At 60.3% G+C, this 18,799-nt stretch carries 16 protein-coding genes; 4 read left to right on the top strand and 12 right to left on the bottom strand.

Annotated features, from left to right (window positions below; genetic code table 11):
- Positions 1-26: 26 nt before the first annotated feature.
- Together ALQ04_RS15170 and ALQ04_RS15165 are read left to right on the top strand one after the other, a co-directional pair.
- The gene (locus ALQ04_RS15170) at positions 27-713 is read left to right on the top strand and encodes an SDR family NAD(P)-dependent oxidoreductase (RefSeq protein ID WP_122316567.1); all 687 of its coding nucleotides are present in this window, start codon (positions 27-29) and stop codon (positions 711-713) included.
- Positions 714-749: 36 nt separating this feature from the next.
- A complete protein-coding gene (locus tag ALQ04_RS15165; RefSeq protein WP_122316566.1) occupies positions 750-1,526 on the top strand; it encodes a DeoR/GlpR family DNA-binding transcription regulator in 777 nt (258 codons plus the stop codon).
- 9 nt (positions 1,527-1,535) lie between these two features.
- Here the strand turns inward: ALQ04_RS15165 and araD1 are convergent, their stop codons facing one another.
- Together araD1 and ALQ04_RS15155 are read right to left on the bottom strand one after the other, a co-directional pair.
- Positions 1,536-2,528, bottom strand: coding sequence for an AraD1 family protein (araD1, locus tag ALQ04_RS15160; protein ID WP_122316565.1), 993 nt, complete (start codon positions 2,526-2,528; stop codon positions 1,536-1,538).
- 12 nt (positions 2,529-2,540) lie between these two features.
- On the bottom strand, positions 2,541-3,857 hold the full coding sequence (locus ALQ04_RS15155; protein ID WP_122316564.1) for an MFS transporter: 1,317 nt from the start codon (positions 3,855-3,857) through the stop codon (positions 2,541-2,543).
- 154 nt (positions 3,858-4,011) lie between these two features.
- On the opposite strand from ALQ04_RS15155, the gene ALQ04_RS15150 reads away from it, so the two are divergent.
- Both ALQ04_RS15150 and ALQ04_RS15145 read left to right on the top strand, forming a co-directional pair.
- Complete coding sequence (locus ALQ04_RS15150) at positions 4,012-5,754, top strand: IlvD/Edd family dehydratase (protein WP_122316563.1); 1,743 nt, start codon at positions 4,012-4,014, stop codon at positions 5,752-5,754.
- A gap of 111 nt (positions 5,755-5,865) precedes the next feature.
- The gene (locus ALQ04_RS15145; RefSeq protein ID WP_122316562.1) at positions 5,866-6,582 is read left to right on the top strand and encodes a FadR/GntR family transcriptional regulator; all 717 of its coding nucleotides are present in this window, start codon (positions 5,866-5,868) and stop codon (positions 6,580-6,582) included.
- Between the two features lie 109 nt (positions 6,583-6,691).
- Here the strand turns inward: ALQ04_RS15145 and ALQ04_RS15140 are convergent, their stop codons facing one another.
- The 10 genes from ALQ04_RS15140 to pepN form a co-directional block, all read right to left on the bottom strand.
- A complete protein-coding gene (locus ALQ04_RS15140; protein ID WP_122316561.1) occupies positions 6,692-9,085 on the bottom strand; it encodes an RND family transporter in 2,394 nt (797 codons plus the stop codon).
- 26 nt (positions 9,086-9,111) lie between these two features.
- Entirely contained in the window at positions 9,112-10,158 is a 1,047-nt protein-coding gene (locus tag ALQ04_RS15135) for a YCF48-related protein (protein WP_122316560.1), read from the bottom strand.
- A gap of 204 nt (positions 10,159-10,362) precedes the next feature.
- Positions 10,363-11,520, bottom strand: a complete 1,158-nt coding sequence (locus ALQ04_RS15130; protein ID WP_122316559.1) for a glutathionylspermidine synthase family protein — start codon at positions 11,518-11,520, stop codon at positions 10,363-10,365.
- Positions 11,521-11,532: 12 nt separating this feature from the next.
- On the bottom strand, positions 11,533-12,273 hold the full coding sequence (locus ALQ04_RS15125) for a DUF1190 domain-containing protein (protein WP_122316558.1): 741 nt from the start codon (positions 12,271-12,273) through the stop codon (positions 11,533-11,535).
- 27 nt (positions 12,274-12,300) lie between these two features.
- The gene (locus tag ALQ04_RS15120; RefSeq protein ID WP_122316557.1) at positions 12,301-12,726 is read right to left on the bottom strand and encodes a DUF350 domain-containing protein; all 426 of its coding nucleotides are present in this window, start codon (positions 12,724-12,726) and stop codon (positions 12,301-12,303) included.
- A gap of 13 nt (positions 12,727-12,739) precedes the next feature.
- Complete coding sequence (locus tag ALQ04_RS15115) at positions 12,740-13,393, bottom strand: YjfK family protein (protein ID WP_122316556.1); 654 nt, start codon at positions 13,391-13,393, stop codon at positions 12,740-12,742.
- Positions 13,390-14,415, bottom strand: coding sequence for an ion channel (locus tag ALQ04_RS15110; RefSeq protein ID WP_122316555.1), 1,026 nt, complete (start codon positions 14,413-14,415; stop codon positions 13,390-13,392). The genes ALQ04_RS15115 and ALQ04_RS15110 overlap by 4 nt, the downstream gene beginning before the upstream one ends.
- A 91-nt stretch (positions 14,416-14,506) precedes the next feature.
- The gene (locus ALQ04_RS15105) at positions 14,507-15,211 is read right to left on the bottom strand and encodes a PspA/IM30 family protein (RefSeq protein ID WP_122316554.1); all 705 of its coding nucleotides are present in this window, start codon (positions 15,209-15,211) and stop codon (positions 14,507-14,509) included.
- 26 nt (positions 15,212-15,237) lie between these two features.
- A complete protein-coding gene (locus ALQ04_RS15100) occupies positions 15,238-15,891 on the bottom strand; it encodes a YjfI family protein (RefSeq protein ID WP_122316553.1) in 654 nt (217 codons plus the stop codon).
- A 239-nt stretch (positions 15,892-16,130) separates the two neighbouring features.
- A complete protein-coding gene (gene pepN / locus ALQ04_RS15095) occupies positions 16,131-18,791 on the bottom strand; it encodes an aminopeptidase N (protein WP_122316552.1) in 2,661 nt (886 codons plus the stop codon).
- Positions 18,792-18,799: the final 8 nt, after the last annotated feature.

Raw genomic sequence — 18,799 nt, 5'->3', positions numbered from 1 at the left:
CCGGCGCCGCTGCGGGAAACCTGACTATGTCCGACCCGATCAAATCCGTACTCGTGACCGGTGCCAGTTCCGGCATCGGCCTGGCCATCGTCGAGCGTCTGCTTGAACAGGGCATGCAGGTCACCGGCCTGAGCCGACGCGCACCCGACCTGCAACACCCGGATTTCAAATGGATCGAATGCGACCTCAATGATTTCAATGCGCTGGACCGGGCACTGCAACAGACGCCGCAGATCGATGCCCTGGTGCATGCTGCCGGCTTCATGCGCACCGCGCCGCTGGGGCAACTCAACGATGCCGATGGCCAGGCCATGTGGCATCTGCATGTAAATGCTGCCAGCCATATGGTCAATGCGCTTTATCCGCGACTCAGGTCCGGCGCACGCCTGTTGCTGATCGGCAGTCGCACCATGCAGGGCGCTGCCGGACGCAGCCAGTACGCTGCTACCAAGGCCGCACTGCAAGGCCTGGTCCGCTCATGGGCCATCGAACTGGCGCCACGCGGGATTACCGTCAACCTGATCGCTCCCGGTGCCACCGAAACCCCGATGCTGCTCGATCCGGCCCGCAGCGCCACACCGCCGAACAAACCGCCGCTGGGACGCTTTGTACAGCCCCATGAGATAGCCGGGCTGACTGCCTTTCTGCTTGGCCCGGATGCCGGCGCCATCACCGGTCAAAGCCTGGTGGTATGCGGCGGTGCGTCGTTGTAAGGTTGCACCTCGTTTTCCTGTGCCAGAAGAGCTTGAATGAAAGTCGCCAATCGCCGCCAATCGATACTCGAACTGGTTCTCTCCGGAAAATCCAACGTCGATGAACTCTGTGCCCAGCTCGGGGTTTCCGAAGCCACGGTGCGCCGCGACCTGACCGCGCTGGCCGAAGACGGCCTGATCGTGCGCACCTATGGCGGTGCCGCGCATATCGGTCAGCGCGAACCGGAAACCACGATTGAAGAGCGCAGTCGCCAGCACAGCCGGGAAAAGATGGACATCGCCCTCGCCGCGCTGGCGCACATCAACGATCACGACACGTTATTTCTCGAAGGCGGCACCAGCACCAGCGCTTTGGCACATGTCCTCAATCAGCGGCGTGGCCTGCATGTGATCACCAATAACCTGACGGCGCTGGGCGATCTGGCACTGATTCCCGAGGGTCGGGTCACGGTGCTGGGCGGCACCTTGCGCCCGGCGAGCATGTCGACTTATGGAGTTGCCGCACAGGCTGCGCTGGAACACCTCAGCGCCGACAAACTGTTCGTCAGCGCCGATGGCGTGGTGGCCGACCTGGGCTTGTGCGAAGCCAGCGCCGAGCAGGCCTATCTCAAGGAAAACATGCTGGCCCGCGCTGCGCAGATCTTCGTCCTGGCCGACTCCACCAAGCTGGGCCGCGCCCGTCAGCAGCACTGGACGCCACTGCGCCAGCCCTGGACGCTGATCACCAACCCGGTGGACGATGAATCCTTGCTCGCGCCGTTCAAGGCGCGCAAGTCGATTCAGGTGGAAATAGCCCCGCCACCAAAGGCCTGAACCAGAGAGTTACAACTTGCCTATGCCACCGGGCTCGAACACCGCCTCACTCGCCGCCAGGCCATTGACCAGCGACTGGCCGAAATCAGGCTGGCTGATCTCGAAGCGATCCCCGGGCTGAGTTCGCACGCCGTCGGCAAAGGACAGTGTCGCGGTGCCGAAGAAATGGATATGCACATCGCCCGGGCGCAGGAACTGGTTGTACTTGAAGTGGTGATACTCAAGGTTCTCCAGGCTGTGGCACATGTTGGCTTCGCCGCTGAGAAACTCTTTCTCCCACAACAGCTCACCGTCACGCCAGATGCGGCTGGTACCCACCAGGTTCTCGGGCAGGTCACCGACCCGCAGCTCAGGTCCGAACGAGCAGGCGCGCAGCTTGGAATGAGCCAGGTACAGATAATTGCGGCGCTCCATGACGTGGTCGGAAAACTCGTTGCCAATCGCAAAACCCAGGCGATACGGCTTGCGGTCATGACCGATCACATACAGGCCGCTCAGTTCCGGTTCTTCGCCGCCGTCTTCGGCAAACGGCGGTAGCGTGAAAGACGCTCCGGGCCGCACCACAATGCTGCCATCGCCCTTGTAGAACCACTCCGGCTGCACACCCGCCTGACCGGCCAGCGGCTTGCCGCCCTCCACGCCCCATTTGAAGATACGCATGGTGTCGGTCATCGACGCTTCGTCACCGGCCTGCTGATGCATCTTGTCCCGCGCCGAGGCGCTACCCAGATGCGTCAACCCCGTGCCGCTGACCAGCAGGTGCGCAGGATCGGGATGATCCAGCGGCGGCAGGACCCGCACTTCACGCAGCAACTGCGCATAGTCATGGTCGGTGCCCAGCCCCTGAAGATCGACCTGTCGGGCCAGACTGGAGCCCGCCTCAATGGCTTTCAGGGCCAGCTCGCGCACGCTTTCGGCGCCCAGTACTTCACGTACCCGCTCGCCATCCACCAGGCCAACCCGGCGCTGGCCATGACTCAACTCGAACTGTATCAACCGCATGAGACTCTCCTTTCAACGATGGGTCGAAGCGCTTGCCGAAAATTCGGACTCCGGCAACACATGCCGACGCTCCAGGACGCGATAGACAATGCCGGTCAGTACCAGCCCGAACACCATGACGCCGGACAGGAAGTACAGGCCCGAAGCCAGATTGCCGGTGATTTCCTTCAGCGCGCCGATGACGAACGGGCCGATGTAGCCGCCCAGATTGCCGACCGAGTTGATCAGCGCGATGCCCGCCGCCGCACTGGCTCCGGCAAAGAACCGCCCCGGCAGGGTCCAGAACACGGCGGTGCAGGAAAACAGCGCGAACGCGACCAGACACAGCGCCGCCAGTTGCGCGACCGGCAACGTCAGCCAGGCACTGCAGAACAGACCGATGGCTCCCAGCACATAAAGTACCGCCAGATGTCCGTAACGGTCGTTGAGGCGGTCGGAACTGCGCGGCACGATCAGCAGGCCGATGATGCCGAAAATGTACGGCACCGAGGAAACGAAGCCGGTGGTCAGGTCACTGCCGCCAAACTGTTTGATCAGGGTCGGCAGCCACAGGCCCAAGCCATAGATGCTCAGTGTCACCGGCAGATAGAACAACGCCAGCAACAAGACCCGCTTGTCCTTCAAGGCATGCAGCGGATTGCCGTGCCGGGTCTGGCCGTAGGCTTGCAGATCGTTTTGCAGTTCACCGTCCAGCCAGTCCTTCTCGGCCTGGCTCATCCATGACACCTGCTGCGGAGCATCCGGCAGCCAGCGCAGGACCGGCCAGGTCAGCAGGATCGCCGGTGTACCGATGACAATGAACAGCCACTGCCAGCCATGCAGACCGAGAATCCCATCCATGCCCAGCAGACCGCCGGACACCGGACCGGTAACCATCATGGCGATGGGTTGCGAAAGAATGAAAAAGCCGAGGATCTTGCCGCGATGGCGTACCGGGAACCATTGGGTGATGTAGTACAGCACGCCGGGAAAGAACCCCGCCTCGGCCGCGCCCAGCAGGAAGCGCATCACATAGAAACTGTAAGGCCCCTGCACGAAGGCCATGCCGATGGTGATTGCACCCCAGGTGATCATGATCCGCGCGAACCAGCGACGCGCACCGAAGCGCTCCAGCATCAGGTTGCTGGGAATCTCGAACAGAAAGTAACCAATGAAAAACAGCCCGGCACCCAGCCCGTAGGCGGCATCGCCGATGCCGATGTCGGCGCCCATGTGCAGCTTGGCGAAACCCACCGCAGAGCGATCCACATAGGCGATCAGGTACAGCAGGATCAGGAAGGGAATCAACTTCAGGGTGATGCGACGTATAAGCCTCAGTTCCTGGCTCATAAAGACGGTCTCCATTTTGTTTTTGTTATGGAACCTCGATTACCACTGACTATATAGTATTACTATTTAGACTTACAACTCTTCCAATAGCGGATATTTAGGCTTACCTTAGCCGAATGCAACGCAATTAAGTCTTACAATAAGAGAGCCGACCATGTCTGATTCCGATAAAAAACCGACCCTGCGTTCTGCCCAATGGTTTGGTACCGCCGACAAGAATGGCTTCATGTACCGCAGCTGGATGAAGAATCAGGGCATCGCCGACCACCAGTTTCAGGGCAAGCCCATCATCGGCATCTGTAATACCTGGTCGGAACTGACACCGTGCAACGCGCACTTCCGGCAGATCGCCGAGCACGTCAAACGCGGCGTGATCGAAGCCGGAGGCTGGCCGGTGGAGTTCCCGGTGTTTTCCAACGGCGAATCCAACCTGCGCCCCACTGCGATGTTCACCCGCAACCTGGCCAGCATGGATGTCGAAGAAGCGATTCGCGGCAATCCCATCGATGGCGTCGTGTTGCTCACCGGCTGCGACAAGACCACCCCGGCCCTGCTGATGGGCGCCGCCAGTTGTGACATACCGGCCATCGTCGTTACCGGCGGACCGATGCTCAACGGTAAGCATCAGGGCAAGGACATCGGTGCGGGCACCATCGTCTGGCAGATGCACGAATCCTACAAAGCCGGGCAGATCGGCCTCGACGAATTCCTTTCCGCCGAAGCCGGCATGTCGCGCTCGGCCGGCACCTGCAACACCATGGGCACCGCCTCGACCATGGCCTGCATGGCCGAAGCGCTGGGCACGTCCCTGCCGCACAACGCCGCGATTCCGGCAGTGGATTCACGGCGCTACGTGCTGGCGCACATGTCCGGCATGCGTGCGGTGGACATGGTTCGCGAAGACCTGCGCCTGTCGAAGATCCTCACCAAGGCCGCGTTCGAGAACGCGATCCGGGTCAATGCCGCGATTGGCGGTTCGACCAACGCCGTCATCCACTTGAAGGCCATTGCCGGGCGCATTGGTGTCGATCTGGAGCTGGATGACTGGACCCGCATCGGCCGCGGCATGCCGACCATCGTCGACCTGCAGCCCTCGGGGCGCTTCCTGATGGAAGAGTTCTACTACGCTGGCGGCCTGCCCGCCGTATTGCGGCGCATGAACGAAGCCAGCCTGCTGCCCAACCCCGATGCCCTGACCGTGAACGGCAAGAGCATTGGCGAAAACACCCGCAACGCGCCGATCTACGGCGAAGACCAGGTGATCCGCGCACTGGACAACCCGATCCGCGCCGACGGCGGCATTTGCGTGCTGCGCGGCAACCTTGCACCGCTGGGCGCCGTGCTCAAGCCTTCGGCGGCGACTCCGGCCTTGATGCAGCATCGTGGCCGGGCGGTAGTGTTCGAGAACTTCGAGATGTACAAGGCACGCATCAACGATCCGGATCTGGAAGTCGATGCCACTTCAGTGATGGTTCTCAAGAACTGCGGCCCCAAGGGTTATCCGGGCATGGCCGAAGTCGGCAACATGGGCCTGCCAGCCAAACTGCTGGCTCAGGGTGTAACCGACATGGTACGGATTTCCGATGCGCGCATGAGCGGCACCGCCTACGGCACCGTGGTGCTGCATGTGGCGCCGGAAGCTGCAGCGGGCGGACCGCTGGCGGTGGTGCAGGAAGGTGACTGGATCGAACTCGATTGCGCCAGCGGGCGGCTGCATCTGGATATTCCGGAAGCGGAACTGGCTGCGCGCCTGGCCGACTGGCAAGCGCCGCAACAGTTACTGCTCGGCGGTTATCGCCAACTGTATGTCGACCGGGTAATGCAGGCCGATCAGGGCTGCGATTTCGATTTCCTGGTCGGCTGCCGGGGCGCCGAAGTGCCTCGCCATTCGCATTGATCAAACGGGCACTTGAAGATAATGGCGGGAAGCCACAGGTACGGCTCCCGCCCTCTGCGTTGTGCAATGTTATGATGCGCGGCATCACTGCCAGGATCGACTTGCGTTCCCATGGATTACCGAAAGCCCTCCGACCGTAAAAGCATGCACTCGCGCATCGTCCAGGAACTGGGCATGCAGATCGTTTCCGGCCGCTTCAAGCCGGACGATAAACTGCCGGCCGAAGCCCTGCTCTGCGAGGAATACGCCGTCAGCCGTCCGGTCTTGCGCGAAGCTACGCGGGTACTGGTGGCCAAGGGACTGGTGTATTCGCGCCCGCGGGTCGGCACGGTGGTCAAGGCACGACGCGAATGGCATCTGCTCGATCCGGATGTGTTGCATTGGGTGATGCAAAGCTCGCCGCAGAACGAATTCTTCAATCTGCTGACCAGCGTACGCGCCGTGATCGAACCGGCGGTTGCCGCACTGGCTGCGCAGCATGCCACCGACGAGGAAATCGCCTTGATCGGCGAAGCCTACCAACGCATGGAAGACGCCCCCACGCCCGAAGCCCTGCTGCAGCCGGACCTGGACTTTCACAGCCGGATCGCCGACGCCACCCACAACGACCTGCTGGCGCACTTGTGCAATATGCTGTCGCTGGCCCTGCGTGAAGCGCTCAAGCACTCCAACAAACGTCCCAACCTGCATGAACTGGCCTTGCCAAGACACAAGGCCATTCTCACCGCCATCCAGAACCGCGACGCCCTTGGCGCCCGGCACGCAACCCTGGTGCAGCTCGACGATGCCCGCAATGCGTTGAGTGTCGTGTTAGGGGTTCGCGAATAAATTCGCTTCTACCGATGCCTGATATATATGGTTTTTGGAAGACCGCCGTCGCGGGCAAGCGCGCTCCTGCCACTGTAGGAGCGCGCTTGCCCGCGACGAGGCCATGAACTCAATGCGAAAACAATGAGTTCCCTGTCTTGCCGGCCATTTTCTCCGGTTTGATCAGGAACCGCGCCAGCGCCGGCAGCAGCCATAGCGCGCCAAACATGTTCCACAGCAGCATGAAGGTCAGCATCAGACCCATGTCTGCCTGGAACTTGATCGCCGAGAAGATCCAGGTACAGACCCCGATCGCCAGGCACAGACCGGTGAACAACACCGCCTTGCCGGTGGACTTGAGGGTTTCGTAATAGGCTTCCTGCAACGACAGCCCGGCACGCAGGAAGCTTTCCAGGCGACTGTAGATGTAAATCCCGTAATCGACCCCGATCCCCACCCCCAGCGCCACCACCGGCAAGGTCGCGACTTTCACTCCGATGCCCATGAAGGCCATCAGCGCGTTGCCCAGCACCGAGGTCAGCACCAGCGGCAGCACGATGCACAGCGTCGCCGCCCAGGAACGGAAGGTGATCATGCACATGGCCGCAACACAGATATAAACCAGAATCAGGATGATCAACTCGGACTGCTTGATCACCTCGTTGGTCGCAGCCTCGATCCCGGCGTTACCGGCTGCCAGCAGGAACTGCAGGTCCGGCTTGTTGTTTTCCCTGGCGAAGTCCTGCACCGCATGCACGGCGCGGTCCAGTGTTTCGGCCTTGTGGTCGTTGAGGAACACCAGCAGCGGTGCCAGCGAGCAATCGTTGTTGTACAGGCCGTCAGCACGGGCGATGGAGCTGTTGAGCACGTCCTTGTTGCGCGACAGCGACTCCCATTTCAGGTTGCCCTCGTTCATGCCCTTGATGACCTGTTTGGAAACGGTCACCAGCGATATCGCCGACTGTACGCCCTGGGTGTTTTCCATCTTCCAGGCCAGCTCGTTGATGGCCGACATGGTCGGATAGGCCGAGCAGCCTTCACGCGGAGTCTTGACCATCACCACCAGCACGTCCGAACTGGTGGAGTAATGGCTGATGATGAAGTTGTTGTCCTGGTTGTAGCGCGAATCGGGACGCAACTCGGGCGCGCCCTGATCGAGGTCACCGATCTTCAGGTTCTGGCTGTACCAGAGGCCGCCACCAAAAGCCAGCAACGCCAGAACGATGGAAACCGGGGCCACTTTCGGGCTGGCAAAGTTCGACAGCAGACGCCAGAACGGATGTTCCGAGACGGCATCCTGCTTGCTGCGCACCACCGCTCTCTTGCTGATGCCAACGTAGGAAATCGCCACCGGCAACAGAATCAGGTTGGTGAACACGATCACCGCGACCCCGATGGAAGCCCCGATGGCCAGTTCGCGGATCACCCCGATGTCGATGATCAACAGGGTGATGAAGCCCACCGCATCGGCCAGAATCGCAATCATCCCCGGCAGGAACAACTGGCGGAATGTACGGCGTGCCGCGGTCAGGGCGTTGTCCGCGTCACTGGACTGCAAGGCGATACCGTTGATTTTCTGCACGCCATGGGAAATACCGATGGCGAAGATCAGGAACGGCACCAGCATCGAATATGGATCGATGCCGAAGCCCACCACATGCATCAATCCCAGTTGCCAGATCACCGCAATCAGCGTGGTACTCAACACCGCGATGGTGCTGCGGATGCAACGGGTGAACCAGATCAGCAAGACCAGGGTAATGACAAACGCAATGCCGAAGAACATCACCACCATGAACAGGCCGTCGATCAGGTCACCGACCTTCTTGGCAAAACCGACGATGTGAATCTTGATGTTGGGGTTCTGCGCCTGATACTTGTCGCGGATCTTTTCTTCGAGCTGATGGGAAAACTGCTGGTAATCCAGGGCGAGCAACTTGCCCTGATCCGCTGGGTCCGGATAGGACTCCATCAACGGCACGTCAATGATGCTGGACTTGAAGTCGTTGGCCACCAGCCGTCCGACCTGCCCGGACTTGAGGACGTTGTTGCGCAACTGGTCGAGGCTGTCGTCCGAGCCGTCATAGCTCTGCGGAATGACTTCGCCACCGGCAAAGCCCTCTTCGGTCACTTCGGTCCAGCGGACGCTGGGGCTCCACAGCGACTTCAGGCCGGAGCGGTCAACGCCGGAGATGTAGAACACCTCGTCATTGATCTCGCGCAGGGTTTCCATGTAGTCCTTGGAAAAGATGTCGCCATCCAGTGCCTCGACGGAAATGCGCACGGTATTGCCCAGGTTCGCCAGGTCGTTGCGGTGCGCCATCATGTTCTGGATGAACGGATGATCCAGCGGGATCATTTTCTCGAAACTGGTCGAGGGCCGGACCTGAAGCGCCTGCCAGAACAGAAAGATACTGGTCAGCAGACACAGCAGAATCACCGTCGGGCGATTGTTGAAGATCAGGCGCTCAAGGAAAGTTGCCTTGTCGCCTTTGTGCTGCTGTTCGTGATGAAGGTTGGTCATGCCTGAATGTCCCGCCCTGAAGGTTCTTATTGTTGGGTCGTCTCGGCACCCGTAGGCGAGGTGACGCGCACGCCGCCCTGCCCGACCAGAATCAGATTGCCCCGGTCATTGGTCGTCACACCCGCCAGCGAAATGCGATCGGGGCGGTTGAAGATCTGAAACGTCTGGCCATCGTCGCTGCTGCGCATCACGCTGCCGCCATTACCCACCAGAACCAGCGAGCCATCGGCCAGCAAGGTGGCATTGGCCAGACCAAACTCCAGCGGCCCACGCGCCGCCTCCAGCGGGATGGTTTCCCAGTTGTCGCCAAAATCGCTGGAGCGGAACAGATTGCCGCGCAGGCCATAAGCCAACAGAGTCGAAGACTGGGCGGTGCCGGTTACCCCGAACAGCGAGCCTTGATAAGGGCCTTCAAGCTTTTCCCAGCTCTGCCCGTCATCGCTGGAGCGGAACATGCTGCCCGCCTCACCGACGATGAACAGGCCAGCATCCTTGACCTGGGCGATACCGTTGAGGTGGAACTGGTCTTCGTTATCGAGGCGGTCACTGACATCTTCCCAGTGCTGGCCGCCATCGGTGGTAGTCAACAGCGCACCATAGGCGCCCACTGCAAAGCCGTTGTTCAGGTCCTTGAACCAGACATCCAGCAAGGGCGCCTCGCGCTTTAGGTCCTCGAACTGCTTGTTCCAGGTCTTGCCCCCATCGCTGCTGGCCAGAATCTGTGCGTCATGGCCCACGGCCCAGCCGTGCTGCTCGTCGACGAAATACACTGCCGTCAGCAGCTGGCGGGTCGGCACTCTGGCCTGGACCCAGGTCTTGCCCTGGTCGTCGGAATAGAGAATGTGGCCGTGATCGCCAACCACCACCAGCCGCGCCCCGGCGTGGGCCACGTCCAGCAACAGGCCGCGTACGGCCTTGGCCGATTCGATGGAGTAGATGGGGTCTGTGGAATTGTTTGCGGCATCGGATGCAGCGTGCGCAGGCATGGCAATCGCCGATGCCAGTAGCGCGACCCAAAGCGTCAGGGACATGCCCGCAGATGACCGGGTGCGCCGGATGAAAGGCTCACTCATGGACTTCTCCCGTTATTGTTATCAGGTCTTTATGTGGGCCAGAAGGCTCTAGCCTTACCCTTTTGGAAGCAGCCACATCCTAGTCGGCTTTTCAAATCCATGACAATCGGCAAGTCGTTATCTTTTGTTAAGCGGGCAACAATTCGCGAATGAATTGGCTCCTGCACAATGAAGGCTGGAACGAATTCATTCACAAGGCACAAATCAATCAATCACCACATGCGGCAGAAACCGGCTGGTGTCCTTGGTGATGAGGCTTTCGTCTTCGCGGATACCGATTCCCGAGGCCAGGTCGCCGATGACCCAGGAGCCGATCAGAGTGTAGCTGTCGTCAAAACGCGGCAGTGGCGAATAGGCCTGCAGGATGTACGGCGCATCGGTGTAGGGCCCGTCGACAGCAATCACCTGGTCACCCGGCGTACGCATCTCGATATTGGCTCCCTCGCGAGAGAAATATGGCTTGCGCACCCAGCCTTTGGGCACCGGCTTTTGGGGATCGCGGTCGGTATGCGCAGGCAACAGGTTCGGATGGCCTTCGTTGAACTGCCAGAGCAGCGGCAGGATGCCCTTGTTGCTGAGGATCGCCTTCCAGGCCGGTTCGACGAACCGGGTACCACTGGCCGCCACGTGCTGGCCGAACGGCTCGTGAAAGATGTGCTCCCAGGCATGCAGCTTGAACAACCGCTCGATCCAGCCGCCTTCCAGGTCGACAAAGCGCCCGTCAGCCGTGAGCCCGATGTCTTCGATATCGATATGCCGTGCATCGATGCCGACATGCGCGGCCATTCGGCGCAGGAAATCCGTGGTGCCCCGGTCCTCGACAGAACCGGACATGCAGGAAAAGTAGAACGGGCTCTCCAGTGGAAACTCGGCAAAGGCCCGCACTACGTCTTCGGCGATGGAGTTGAACTGAGTGGCATGCGCGGGCAGCACCCCGCGCGCCATCTGCTCTTCGAGCCAGAGCAACTGAAAGGCACCGGCCTCCATCAGGCTGGTCGGCGTATCGGCATTGATCTCGTACATCTTCGCCGGGCCGTTGCCGTCGTAGGCAAAGTCGAAACGGCTGTACAGATGCTGGTGACCCTGCTGCCATGAAGTACGGATCAGGTCGAAAAAAGCTTCGGGAATCGCCAGTTGGCCGAGCAGTTCCTCACTGTCGACGATCCGCGCCACCGCATCCAGGCACATCTGGTGAAGCTCCTGGGTCGGCGCTTCAAGGTCGCGGGTGATCTGCTGTTCGGTGAACAGGTAATACCCGCGTTCGTCCCAGTAGCGCTCGCCATCGATGGTGTGGAAATTGAATCCCTCACGCTCTGCGGTGCTGCGCCAGTCCGGACGCTCCTCGATGCTGATCTTTTTCATGACCCGGGTTCCCTAACCGCCGAAACTGCTGCTGCCGCTGCTCTTCCCGCCCCAACCGCTGCGCGCCGAAGCCTGGCTGCCGAAACCGCCACGGGAAATCGTCGAGGATACCGACGAGTTGGAGCCGGAACTGCCAAGGCTGCGGCCCAGCGTGTTCTTGCTGTAGCTCTTGTCCGGACTCGACCTGGCCTGGATCGAACGATTGAAGGTCTTGCCCCGGTCAATCTGGCCTGGCAGAGAAGAGGTGTAATAGCCGCCACGGTCATCGCGGGTCTGATAGACGGGCTGCGAGTAATAGCGCTGGTTGCCGAAGCCGTTGCTCAGCAGATTACCGATCAGCAGGCCGGTCAACAGGCCACTGGTGCCGCTCATGCCGGCCGGAGCGGACTGAGCGACTTCCTGATTGGCCCGGTCGAGCGCTTCCTTGGGCACATTGCCGGAAAAGCCCAGCTCGAAACCGCCCATCTTCGGCATGTATTTGCCATCCGAGGTGACCTGGCAGTAATCCGGCACGAAGTCGGCATCGCAGGCAGCCTTGTCATCATAGGTAGGAGCAATCCGTCGATGATCGGCCAGGGCCTGCATGTAGGCATCCGAGCACACATCCACCGGTACTTTGGACTCGACACACTCCTGCACCGACTTGAAGTTGGCCTGGGTAGTGAAATTCGGTGCGTCGTCCGGCGAGCCGCAAGCGGAAAGCGCCAGAGGAAGCGTGCTGGCGAGCACAAGTTTTGCTGAACTACGTCTCATCGTGAGTCTCCTTGACCTTGGCCGCTGTCAGACCGAAGGGGTCATGCAAGCCGCGTTGAGAAGACCGACGCTGATCGCGACACTGGCCGAGTAGATCGCTGCCGCTGTCTCGCCCCTGGCAATGCGCGCCGAAAGCCCCTTGAGCACCAGACTGGTGATGCCGAACGCCAACAGTTGCACCACCGCCGCGATCACCACCCAGACGATCACATCCAGAATGCCGACGCTGTAGGTGATGATATTGCTGGCCGGCAGCGCAAAGCCGATCAGCGAACCGCCCAGCGCCAGCGCCGCAGCATTGTTGTTATCGCGGATCAGGGCAAATTCCTTGTGCGGCGTGACCCGGCTGTAGATGAACTGGAACAGGGCAAACAGGATGCCCGCGACCAGGATGTACATGATGAAACCAAACACGGCAGTGGCATTGAGCGACATACGCAGCGCGTCGATCATGAGGATTTCCTTGTCATAGAACGTTGATATCAGTGGATTGCAGCGTTACACCAACCGCCGTTGTCAGGGTGATGGCACCCTCCTCGTCTTCTTCCACTGAAAACAGCAGAAATTCCCGACGGTTTATCAAGCCCGTTTCACGGGCGTACAGCATGCTCAGGTGCTTGATGCGATAGTTGCCGTCCGGGCTGCTCACACTCTCGTCCATGGGGGTCAGCTCGGTCTGTCCGGGCTCGGTGCCCCACTGCCGCTCAAAGACTTCGCCATCGTGCTCATAGCTCGGCAAACCGAGCTTCGAGTCCGGGCCGGTCAGGCGCAGCAGTTCATCCTTGCTGGCTATCGGCGAGGCACTGTAATAGCCGAACAGAATGATGTCCTGGATATCTTCGGGATTGGGGCCATTGCTGACCACTTGCAGGAAGTAATCCTCGTTATCCAGATAGAAACGATGGATGGTCATCGACTGGCCCAGATCAATGCGCCCCAGCGCCCAGACTTTCTCATCGCCGGGCAGCACGACCTCGGAATGGCCGTCGAGGAGCATTTTCAGCGAGGAGTCCAGACACAGCATGCGCCCCGAAGCCAGGCCAAAGGGGTTGCCCGGTTCGCTGCGATTTCCGGAGGCCTTGGGCGCTTCCAGGCCCATTGCACGTTTGAACCAACTCATAACGCATCTCCCTGAAGTCGACTGGAGGCAATGTAGAAAATTTCCCCGCCCCGGATAGAGACATCGTTGCCGGGATTGATTTCAAATTGTCCCTGAGCAGACGAACGATAACCGATCAGCGTGGCATTGAACTCCTGGCGCAGGCGCACATACAGTTCGCCGCATGAGGTCGTGAAGTCGGCAGGCAGGACATGGCGGAACTGCGTGGCGCCCTGGCCGATGCACAGCAACTCGTTGATGACGCTGCTGGAGCCCGGATCCTGGGAGGAGCGGACCAGCATTTCGATAGCCATGTTCGAGGTGCATTCCAGTTCCGGCGCATAGGTTCTGGCCAGTGCGGCCCGCTCGGAGTTATTGAAATGGGCCACCACATGACCGGCTGGCCCCAGACTCTTTAAGGTCAGCACAATCGCAAGCGTCAGGCTGTCGGACTGGGTATGCACCAGAATCCGCTGGGCACCGATGACGCCTGCGCGCAGCAGCAGCGCTGGCGAATCCAGCGAGTCGCCGCGGATAAATGATGCCCGGCCCGGCATCGGGTTTTCGGCGATGATCGAGTCGCAGATCACCAGTCCGCCACGACTGGTCGAAGCGTCCTGATCGAGCAGTTCGACAATACGTTCGCTGGATTCACCATCCCAGCCGACCAGCACCGTATGGCCCTTGAGTGCAGAGCAATCGCCCTGTCCCTTCATGTTTCTTCTCCAGATATCACCGACCGAAGTCGATGCCTTGCCGATCACGGTGGTCAGCAAGGCGATACCGCCCAGCATGATCCAGGTGGTAGTGATGACTTTGCCCCAGCCGGATTTGGGCGACAGATCGCCATAGCCGACAGTGGTTGCGGTCGTCAGATAGAAATAGGTGAAATCGGCGCCCTGGAGCAGATGCTCTTCGCCCGCCAGGGTCAGCAGCAGCCATGAAACGGCGTAATGCACGACCAGCAACATACCGATGCCGGCCCAGCCGAACCGGTCAAAGAATACCGATACGTGACGCCGCAACAACAGAAACAGGGTCATCCGTGCAAATCCTTGAGTCAGCGATCACTTTCCTGCAAGCCAGGGCACAGGCGAAAGCGCGGGGATCGCCTTCGCCTGAATTCGGTACGGCTTATTGTGCCGGAGTCTGCCGGGCTTTCAGGCGCGCCAACACATCTTCGGCACCGCCATTCTTCGCGCCGATCCCGGCGTCCTGCAGACGACGCTCAAGATCGCTGCCACTCGACTGGCTGGCCAGTTCTTCAGCCGCTTCCAGCTTGGCGTCCTGTTCATCCTGGCGCTGCTTCAGGCGCGCCAGAGAACTTACCGCATTCTCGACCGCGCCGCTGGCGCCACCGGTAGCCGAAGCCGTCGCGACCCGCGCCTTTTGCACGGTTTCCCGGGCCTTGGCCATCTCGACCTGCTGCTTGAGGCTCTTGATCCGCGACTCGGCCTTCATGACCTGATCCTGCAACAGGCTGACCTGCTTGTTGAACTGGTCGGCCAGTTCCTGTTCCTGATCGCGCAGGGTTTCGATTTCTGCGATCTTTGCCGCGCATTCAACGGCCAGGGCTTCTTCACCCTTGTTCAGCGCCTGCAGCGCGCGACCTTCCCAGTTGGCAATGCTGGTGGCATGTTCTTCCAGGCGCTGGGCCGAGAGTTTGTGTTTGGCCTTGATGGTGATCAGGCCGTCGCGGGCCTTGACCAGCGCGCTGTCGGCGTCACGGATTTCCTGATCGAGGATGCGGATCGCATTGGCATCGACAATCGACTCGCCCACTTCGGAAGCACCGCCACGTACGGCAGTTACCAGCTTTTTCCAGATACTTGTAGTCATGAATTCTCTCCTCCTGACAGGACTATTCAGCGGATGAAATGATCTTCAAAGGCTTCGGCCGCACGGATCACGTTGTCCGCGAGGGTGAAGATTTCCTGAACAATCACGGTAAGGGACGATGCGGCGCTCAGCGCGCCGAACAGGCAGTAGACTTCCTGATCATCGGCCAGGGTTTCGATACCGACCGACGACAACGGAAACAGGTCGCGGCTGCGCAGCACGACAGCGTTGAAAGCGGCCACGTCCTTGATACGGCTGACCTCGATCAATGTGGCATCGGCGAGGATCTGGTCGCCGGCAACAGCGATGTAGATCGGCAGATCGCCGTAACCCTTCATGGTCAGGCGGATACCGGCATCCGCGCCTTCGGTGACAGCCAGTTCAATCTCACCCTGCGTGACCAGATCCAGTTCGGCCAGAGATTTCTGCAGGGAGCTGATGGTCCAGTTGGTGTTCTCGGTCATGAAATCCTCCAGTTTGATTCTCTCGCCCAGAAAGGGCTGCCTTAACGCTTTTTCGATGCCGCGCAACGCATCGACGTTTTCCGGGCGGATCCAGAATTCACGCTTGACCAGACCCGCTTCCTTGAGTCGCAGACGCATTTCACGCATGTAATCGGTGGAACTCTTCGACACTTTGCTCGGGACTGCTGCACGGTCGTCTCTGGCTTTACGAGGCATTGGTATTCCCCTGTATATCGCCTTGGATCAGGTGCGAAACGTAACAGATGTCCTGGCGGATAGATACGCCTCACATGTGAGATTTTTCTCAAGCATGATACGGAGCCTGCAAGCCCCTGGCAGGCCATGGACACAGGCTCTGCAAAGGCTGACTCCCGGGCGCAAAAAAGGTGCTATCCGCAATCGCGAACAGCACCCTCTGCAAAGTGCGAATGACGCACTCAATGACGCATCGGACCTTACTCGGCCAGACTTTTGCTCACCACCTCGAACACGTCCGAGGAAAGCTCGCCCGAACCGCGAATGCGCTCCAGTTCCGCTTTCATCAACGCCTGACGGGCGCTGTCGTATTTACGCCAGCGGGTCAACGGCGCCAGTTGGCGGGAAGCGATCTGCGGGTTGAAGCCATTGAGTTCGATCACCAGGTCCGCCAGGAAACGATAGCCGGAGCCGTCCGCCGCATGGAAGTTGATCAGGTTCTGGCCGGCAAAGGCGCCGATCAGCGCACGAACCTTGTTCGGGTTCTTGATGTTGAACGCCGGATGCTCCATCAACGCCTTGACCCGCTGCAGGCCACCCGGTTGAGTGCTGCCCGCCTGGACGCTGAACCACTGGTCCATGACCAGCGGGTTGTCCTTGAAGTTTTCGGCAAACACGGCCAAGGCCTTGGCCCGCTCTTCGCTGAACGGCGAGTTGACCAGCACGGCCAGCGCAGTCAGGCGCTCGGTCATGTTGTCACTGCTATCGAACTGCTCGATGGCTGCGCTCAGCACCTGCGGCTTGCCACTGAGCATCAGGTACGACAGGGCGATGTTCTGCAGGCTGCGGCGGGCGAAATGCTCGGCGGCGGCGACGTAAGGCGTGGTTTTCGACAGCTCGCGGTTGGCCTGATAGCGCGCCCACAGAGCGTCGAACAGACTGTCGGCGATCTGCTGACGGGCAAATTCGCGGGCCGCGTGAATGGCATCGACATCCGCCACGTCACTGATTTCCGTGAGGTAAGCCTCACCCGGCAGCGACAGCATTTCCGCGACCATGGCCTGATCAAGCTGTTGATCCGCCAGGACCGTGCCCAGCGCGGTAACCAGACGCTGATCCATGACCAGTGGCTGGCCCTGCTGATGCTGGCCGATCATTTCCTGCAGCACCTGCACGGCAAGTTGCTGGCCTGCATCCCAGCGATTGAAGCCATCGCTGTCGTGCTGCATCAGGAACATCAACTGGTCGCGGTTGTAAGGGAAGCTGAGCTTGACCGGTGCCGAGAAGCCACGCAGCAGCGACGGCAGCGGCTGCTCGGCAATATCGACGAAAGTGAAGGTCTGCTCGGCCCCGGTCACCGACAGCACGCGGGAAGTACCGCTGGCCGCGGCTTCGCCGGACAGACGCAGGGCAATCTCGCCGCCCTGTTTGTCCAGCAACCCCAGCGCCACCGGAATCACGAATGGCTGCTTCTCCTGTTTGTCCGGCGTCTGCGGGCAGCTCTGGCGGAAGGTCAGGCTGTAGGTGCGCGCCGCGCTGTCGTAGGACTCGCTGACCGCCAGACGTGGCGTGCCGGCCTGGCTGTACCAGCGCTTGAACTGGGTCAGGTCGACGCCGTTGGCATCTTCCATGGCCTTGATGAAATCGTCACAGGTCACGGCCTGGCCGTCGTGGCGCTCGAAATACAGGTCGCTGCCCTTGCGGAAGCCTTCGGCGCCCAACAGGGTGTGGATCATGCCGACCACTTCGGAACCCTTTTCATAAACGGTCAGGGTGTAGAAGTTGGAGATTTCAATAAAGCTGTCCGGGCGCACGGCATGCGCCATGGGACCGGCGTCTTCGGCGAACTGGTGAGTGCGCAGGTAGGCGACGTCCTGGATGCGCTTGACCGTGGCCGAGTTCATGTCCGCCGAGAAGCCCGAATCACGGAACACCGTGAAGCCTTCCTTGAGCGACAGCTGGAACCAGTCGCGGCAGGTCACGCGGTTGCCCGACCAGTTGTGGAAATATTCGTGGGCGACAATCGCCTCGACCCGCTGGTGAGCGGCATCGGTCGCGGTTTCGGCACGCGCCAGCACAGCGCTGGAGTTGAAGATATTGAGGCCCTTGTTCTCCATGGCGCCCATGTTGAAGTCGTTGACCGCCACGATCATGAAGATATCCAGGTCGTACTCGCGACCATAGGTTTCCTCGTCCCAGCGCATCGACTTCTTCAGGCTGTCCATGGCGTGCTGGCACTTGTCGATATTTTCCGGCTCGACGTAGATACGCAGCGTGACGACGCGCTGACTCATGGTGGTGAAAGTGTCTTCGACACACCACAGATCACCGGCCACCAGTGCAAACAGGTAGGCAGGCTTCATGAACGGGTCTTCCCAGGTCGCCCAGTGCCGACCGTCGTCTTCCTGGCCGCTGGCAATCGGGTTGCCATTGGACAGCAGCACCGGGAAGTCATGCTTGTCGGCGCTCAGGGTCGTGGTGAACTTGCTCATCACGTCCGGGCGGTCGAGGTAATAGGTGATCTTGCGGAAACCTTCGGCCTCGCACTGGGTACAGAACATGCCGCTGGACTTGTACAGGCCTTCGAGCGCGGTGTTGGTTTCCGGATGAATGCGCACGGTGCTGTCGACCGTAAAGCGCTCGGTCTTTGGCTGCAGGGTCAGATGGTCGGGCGTCAGCTGATAATCGCCGGCGCTCAGCTCGACATCATCCAGTTGCAGCGACACCAGTTCCAGCAACTGGCCATCGAGCACCAGAGGCGGCAAGCCTGCGCCGCGCTCCGGGTTGCGGCGCATGATCAGTTGCGCGTGCACCAGCGAATGGTCGTCGAACAACTCGAAGGTCAGGTGCGTTTCGTCAATGAAGTACTCGGGCGCCTGATAGTCTTTCAGGTAAATCATTTTCGGTTGCTCAGTACGCATACTGGAGT

It is taken from the genome of Pseudomonas cichorii, from assembly GCF_003700275.1.
Lineage (GTDB): Bacteria > Pseudomonadota > Gammaproteobacteria > Pseudomonadales > Pseudomonadaceae > Aquipseudomonas > Aquipseudomonas cichorii_B.
This window is presented reverse-complemented; position numbering and strand designations above follow the sequence as displayed.

Bases quoted from the DNA above. Each gene is read 5' to 3' on its own strand.
- ALQ04_RS15170 (WP_122316567.1), top strand. From the start codon at position 27: ATGTCCGACCCGATCAAATCCGTACTCGTGACCGGTGCCAGTTCCGGC.
- ALQ04_RS15165 (WP_122316566.1), top strand. From the start codon at position 750: ATGAAAGTCGCCAATCGCCGCCAATCGATACTCGAACTGGTTCTCTCC.
- araD1 (WP_122316565.1), bottom strand. From the start codon at position 2,528: ATGCGGTTGATACAGTTCGAGTTGAGTCATGGCCAGCGCCGGGTTGGC.
- ALQ04_RS15155 (WP_122316564.1), bottom strand. From the start codon at position 3,857: ATGAGCCAGGAACTGAGGCTTATACGTCGCATCACCCTGAAGTTGATT.
- ALQ04_RS15150 (WP_122316563.1), top strand. From the start codon at position 4,012: ATGTCTGATTCCGATAAAAAACCGACCCTGCGTTCTGCCCAATGGTTT.
- ALQ04_RS15145 (WP_122316562.1), top strand. From the start codon at position 5,866: ATGGATTACCGAAAGCCCTCCGACCGTAAAAGCATGCACTCGCGCATC.
- ALQ04_RS15140 (WP_122316561.1), bottom strand. From the start codon at position 9,085: ATGACCAACCTTCATCACGAACAGCAGCACAAAGGCGACAAGGCAACT.
- ALQ04_RS15135 (WP_122316560.1), bottom strand. From the start codon at position 10,158: ATGAGTGAGCCTTTCATCCGGCGCACCCGGTCATCTGCGGGCATGTCC.
- ALQ04_RS15130 (WP_122316559.1), bottom strand. From the start codon at position 11,520: ATGAAAAAGATCAGCATCGAGGAGCGTCCGGACTGGCGCAGCACCGCA.
- ALQ04_RS15125 (WP_122316558.1), bottom strand. From the start codon at position 12,273: ATGAGACGTAGTTCAGCAAAACTTGTGCTCGCCAGCACGCTTCCTCTG.
- ALQ04_RS15120 (WP_122316557.1), bottom strand. From the start codon at position 12,726: ATGATCGACGCGCTGCGTATGTCGCTCAATGCCACTGCCGTGTTTGGT.
- ALQ04_RS15115 (WP_122316556.1), bottom strand. From the start codon at position 13,393: ATGAGTTGGTTCAAACGTGCAATGGGCCTGGAAGCGCCCAAGGCCTCC.
- ALQ04_RS15110 (WP_122316555.1), bottom strand. From the start codon at position 14,415: ATGACCCTGTTTCTGTTGTTGCGGCGTCACGTATCGGTATTCTTTGAC.
- ALQ04_RS15105 (WP_122316554.1), bottom strand. From the start codon at position 15,211: ATGACTACAAGTATCTGGAAAAAGCTGGTAACTGCCGTACGTGGCGGT.
- ALQ04_RS15100 (WP_122316553.1), bottom strand. From the start codon at position 15,891: ATGCCTCGTAAAGCCAGAGACGACCGTGCAGCAGTCCCGAGCAAAGTG.
- pepN (WP_122316552.1), bottom strand. From the start codon at position 18,791: ATGCGTACTGAGCAACCGAAAATGATTTACCTGAAAGACTATCAGGCG.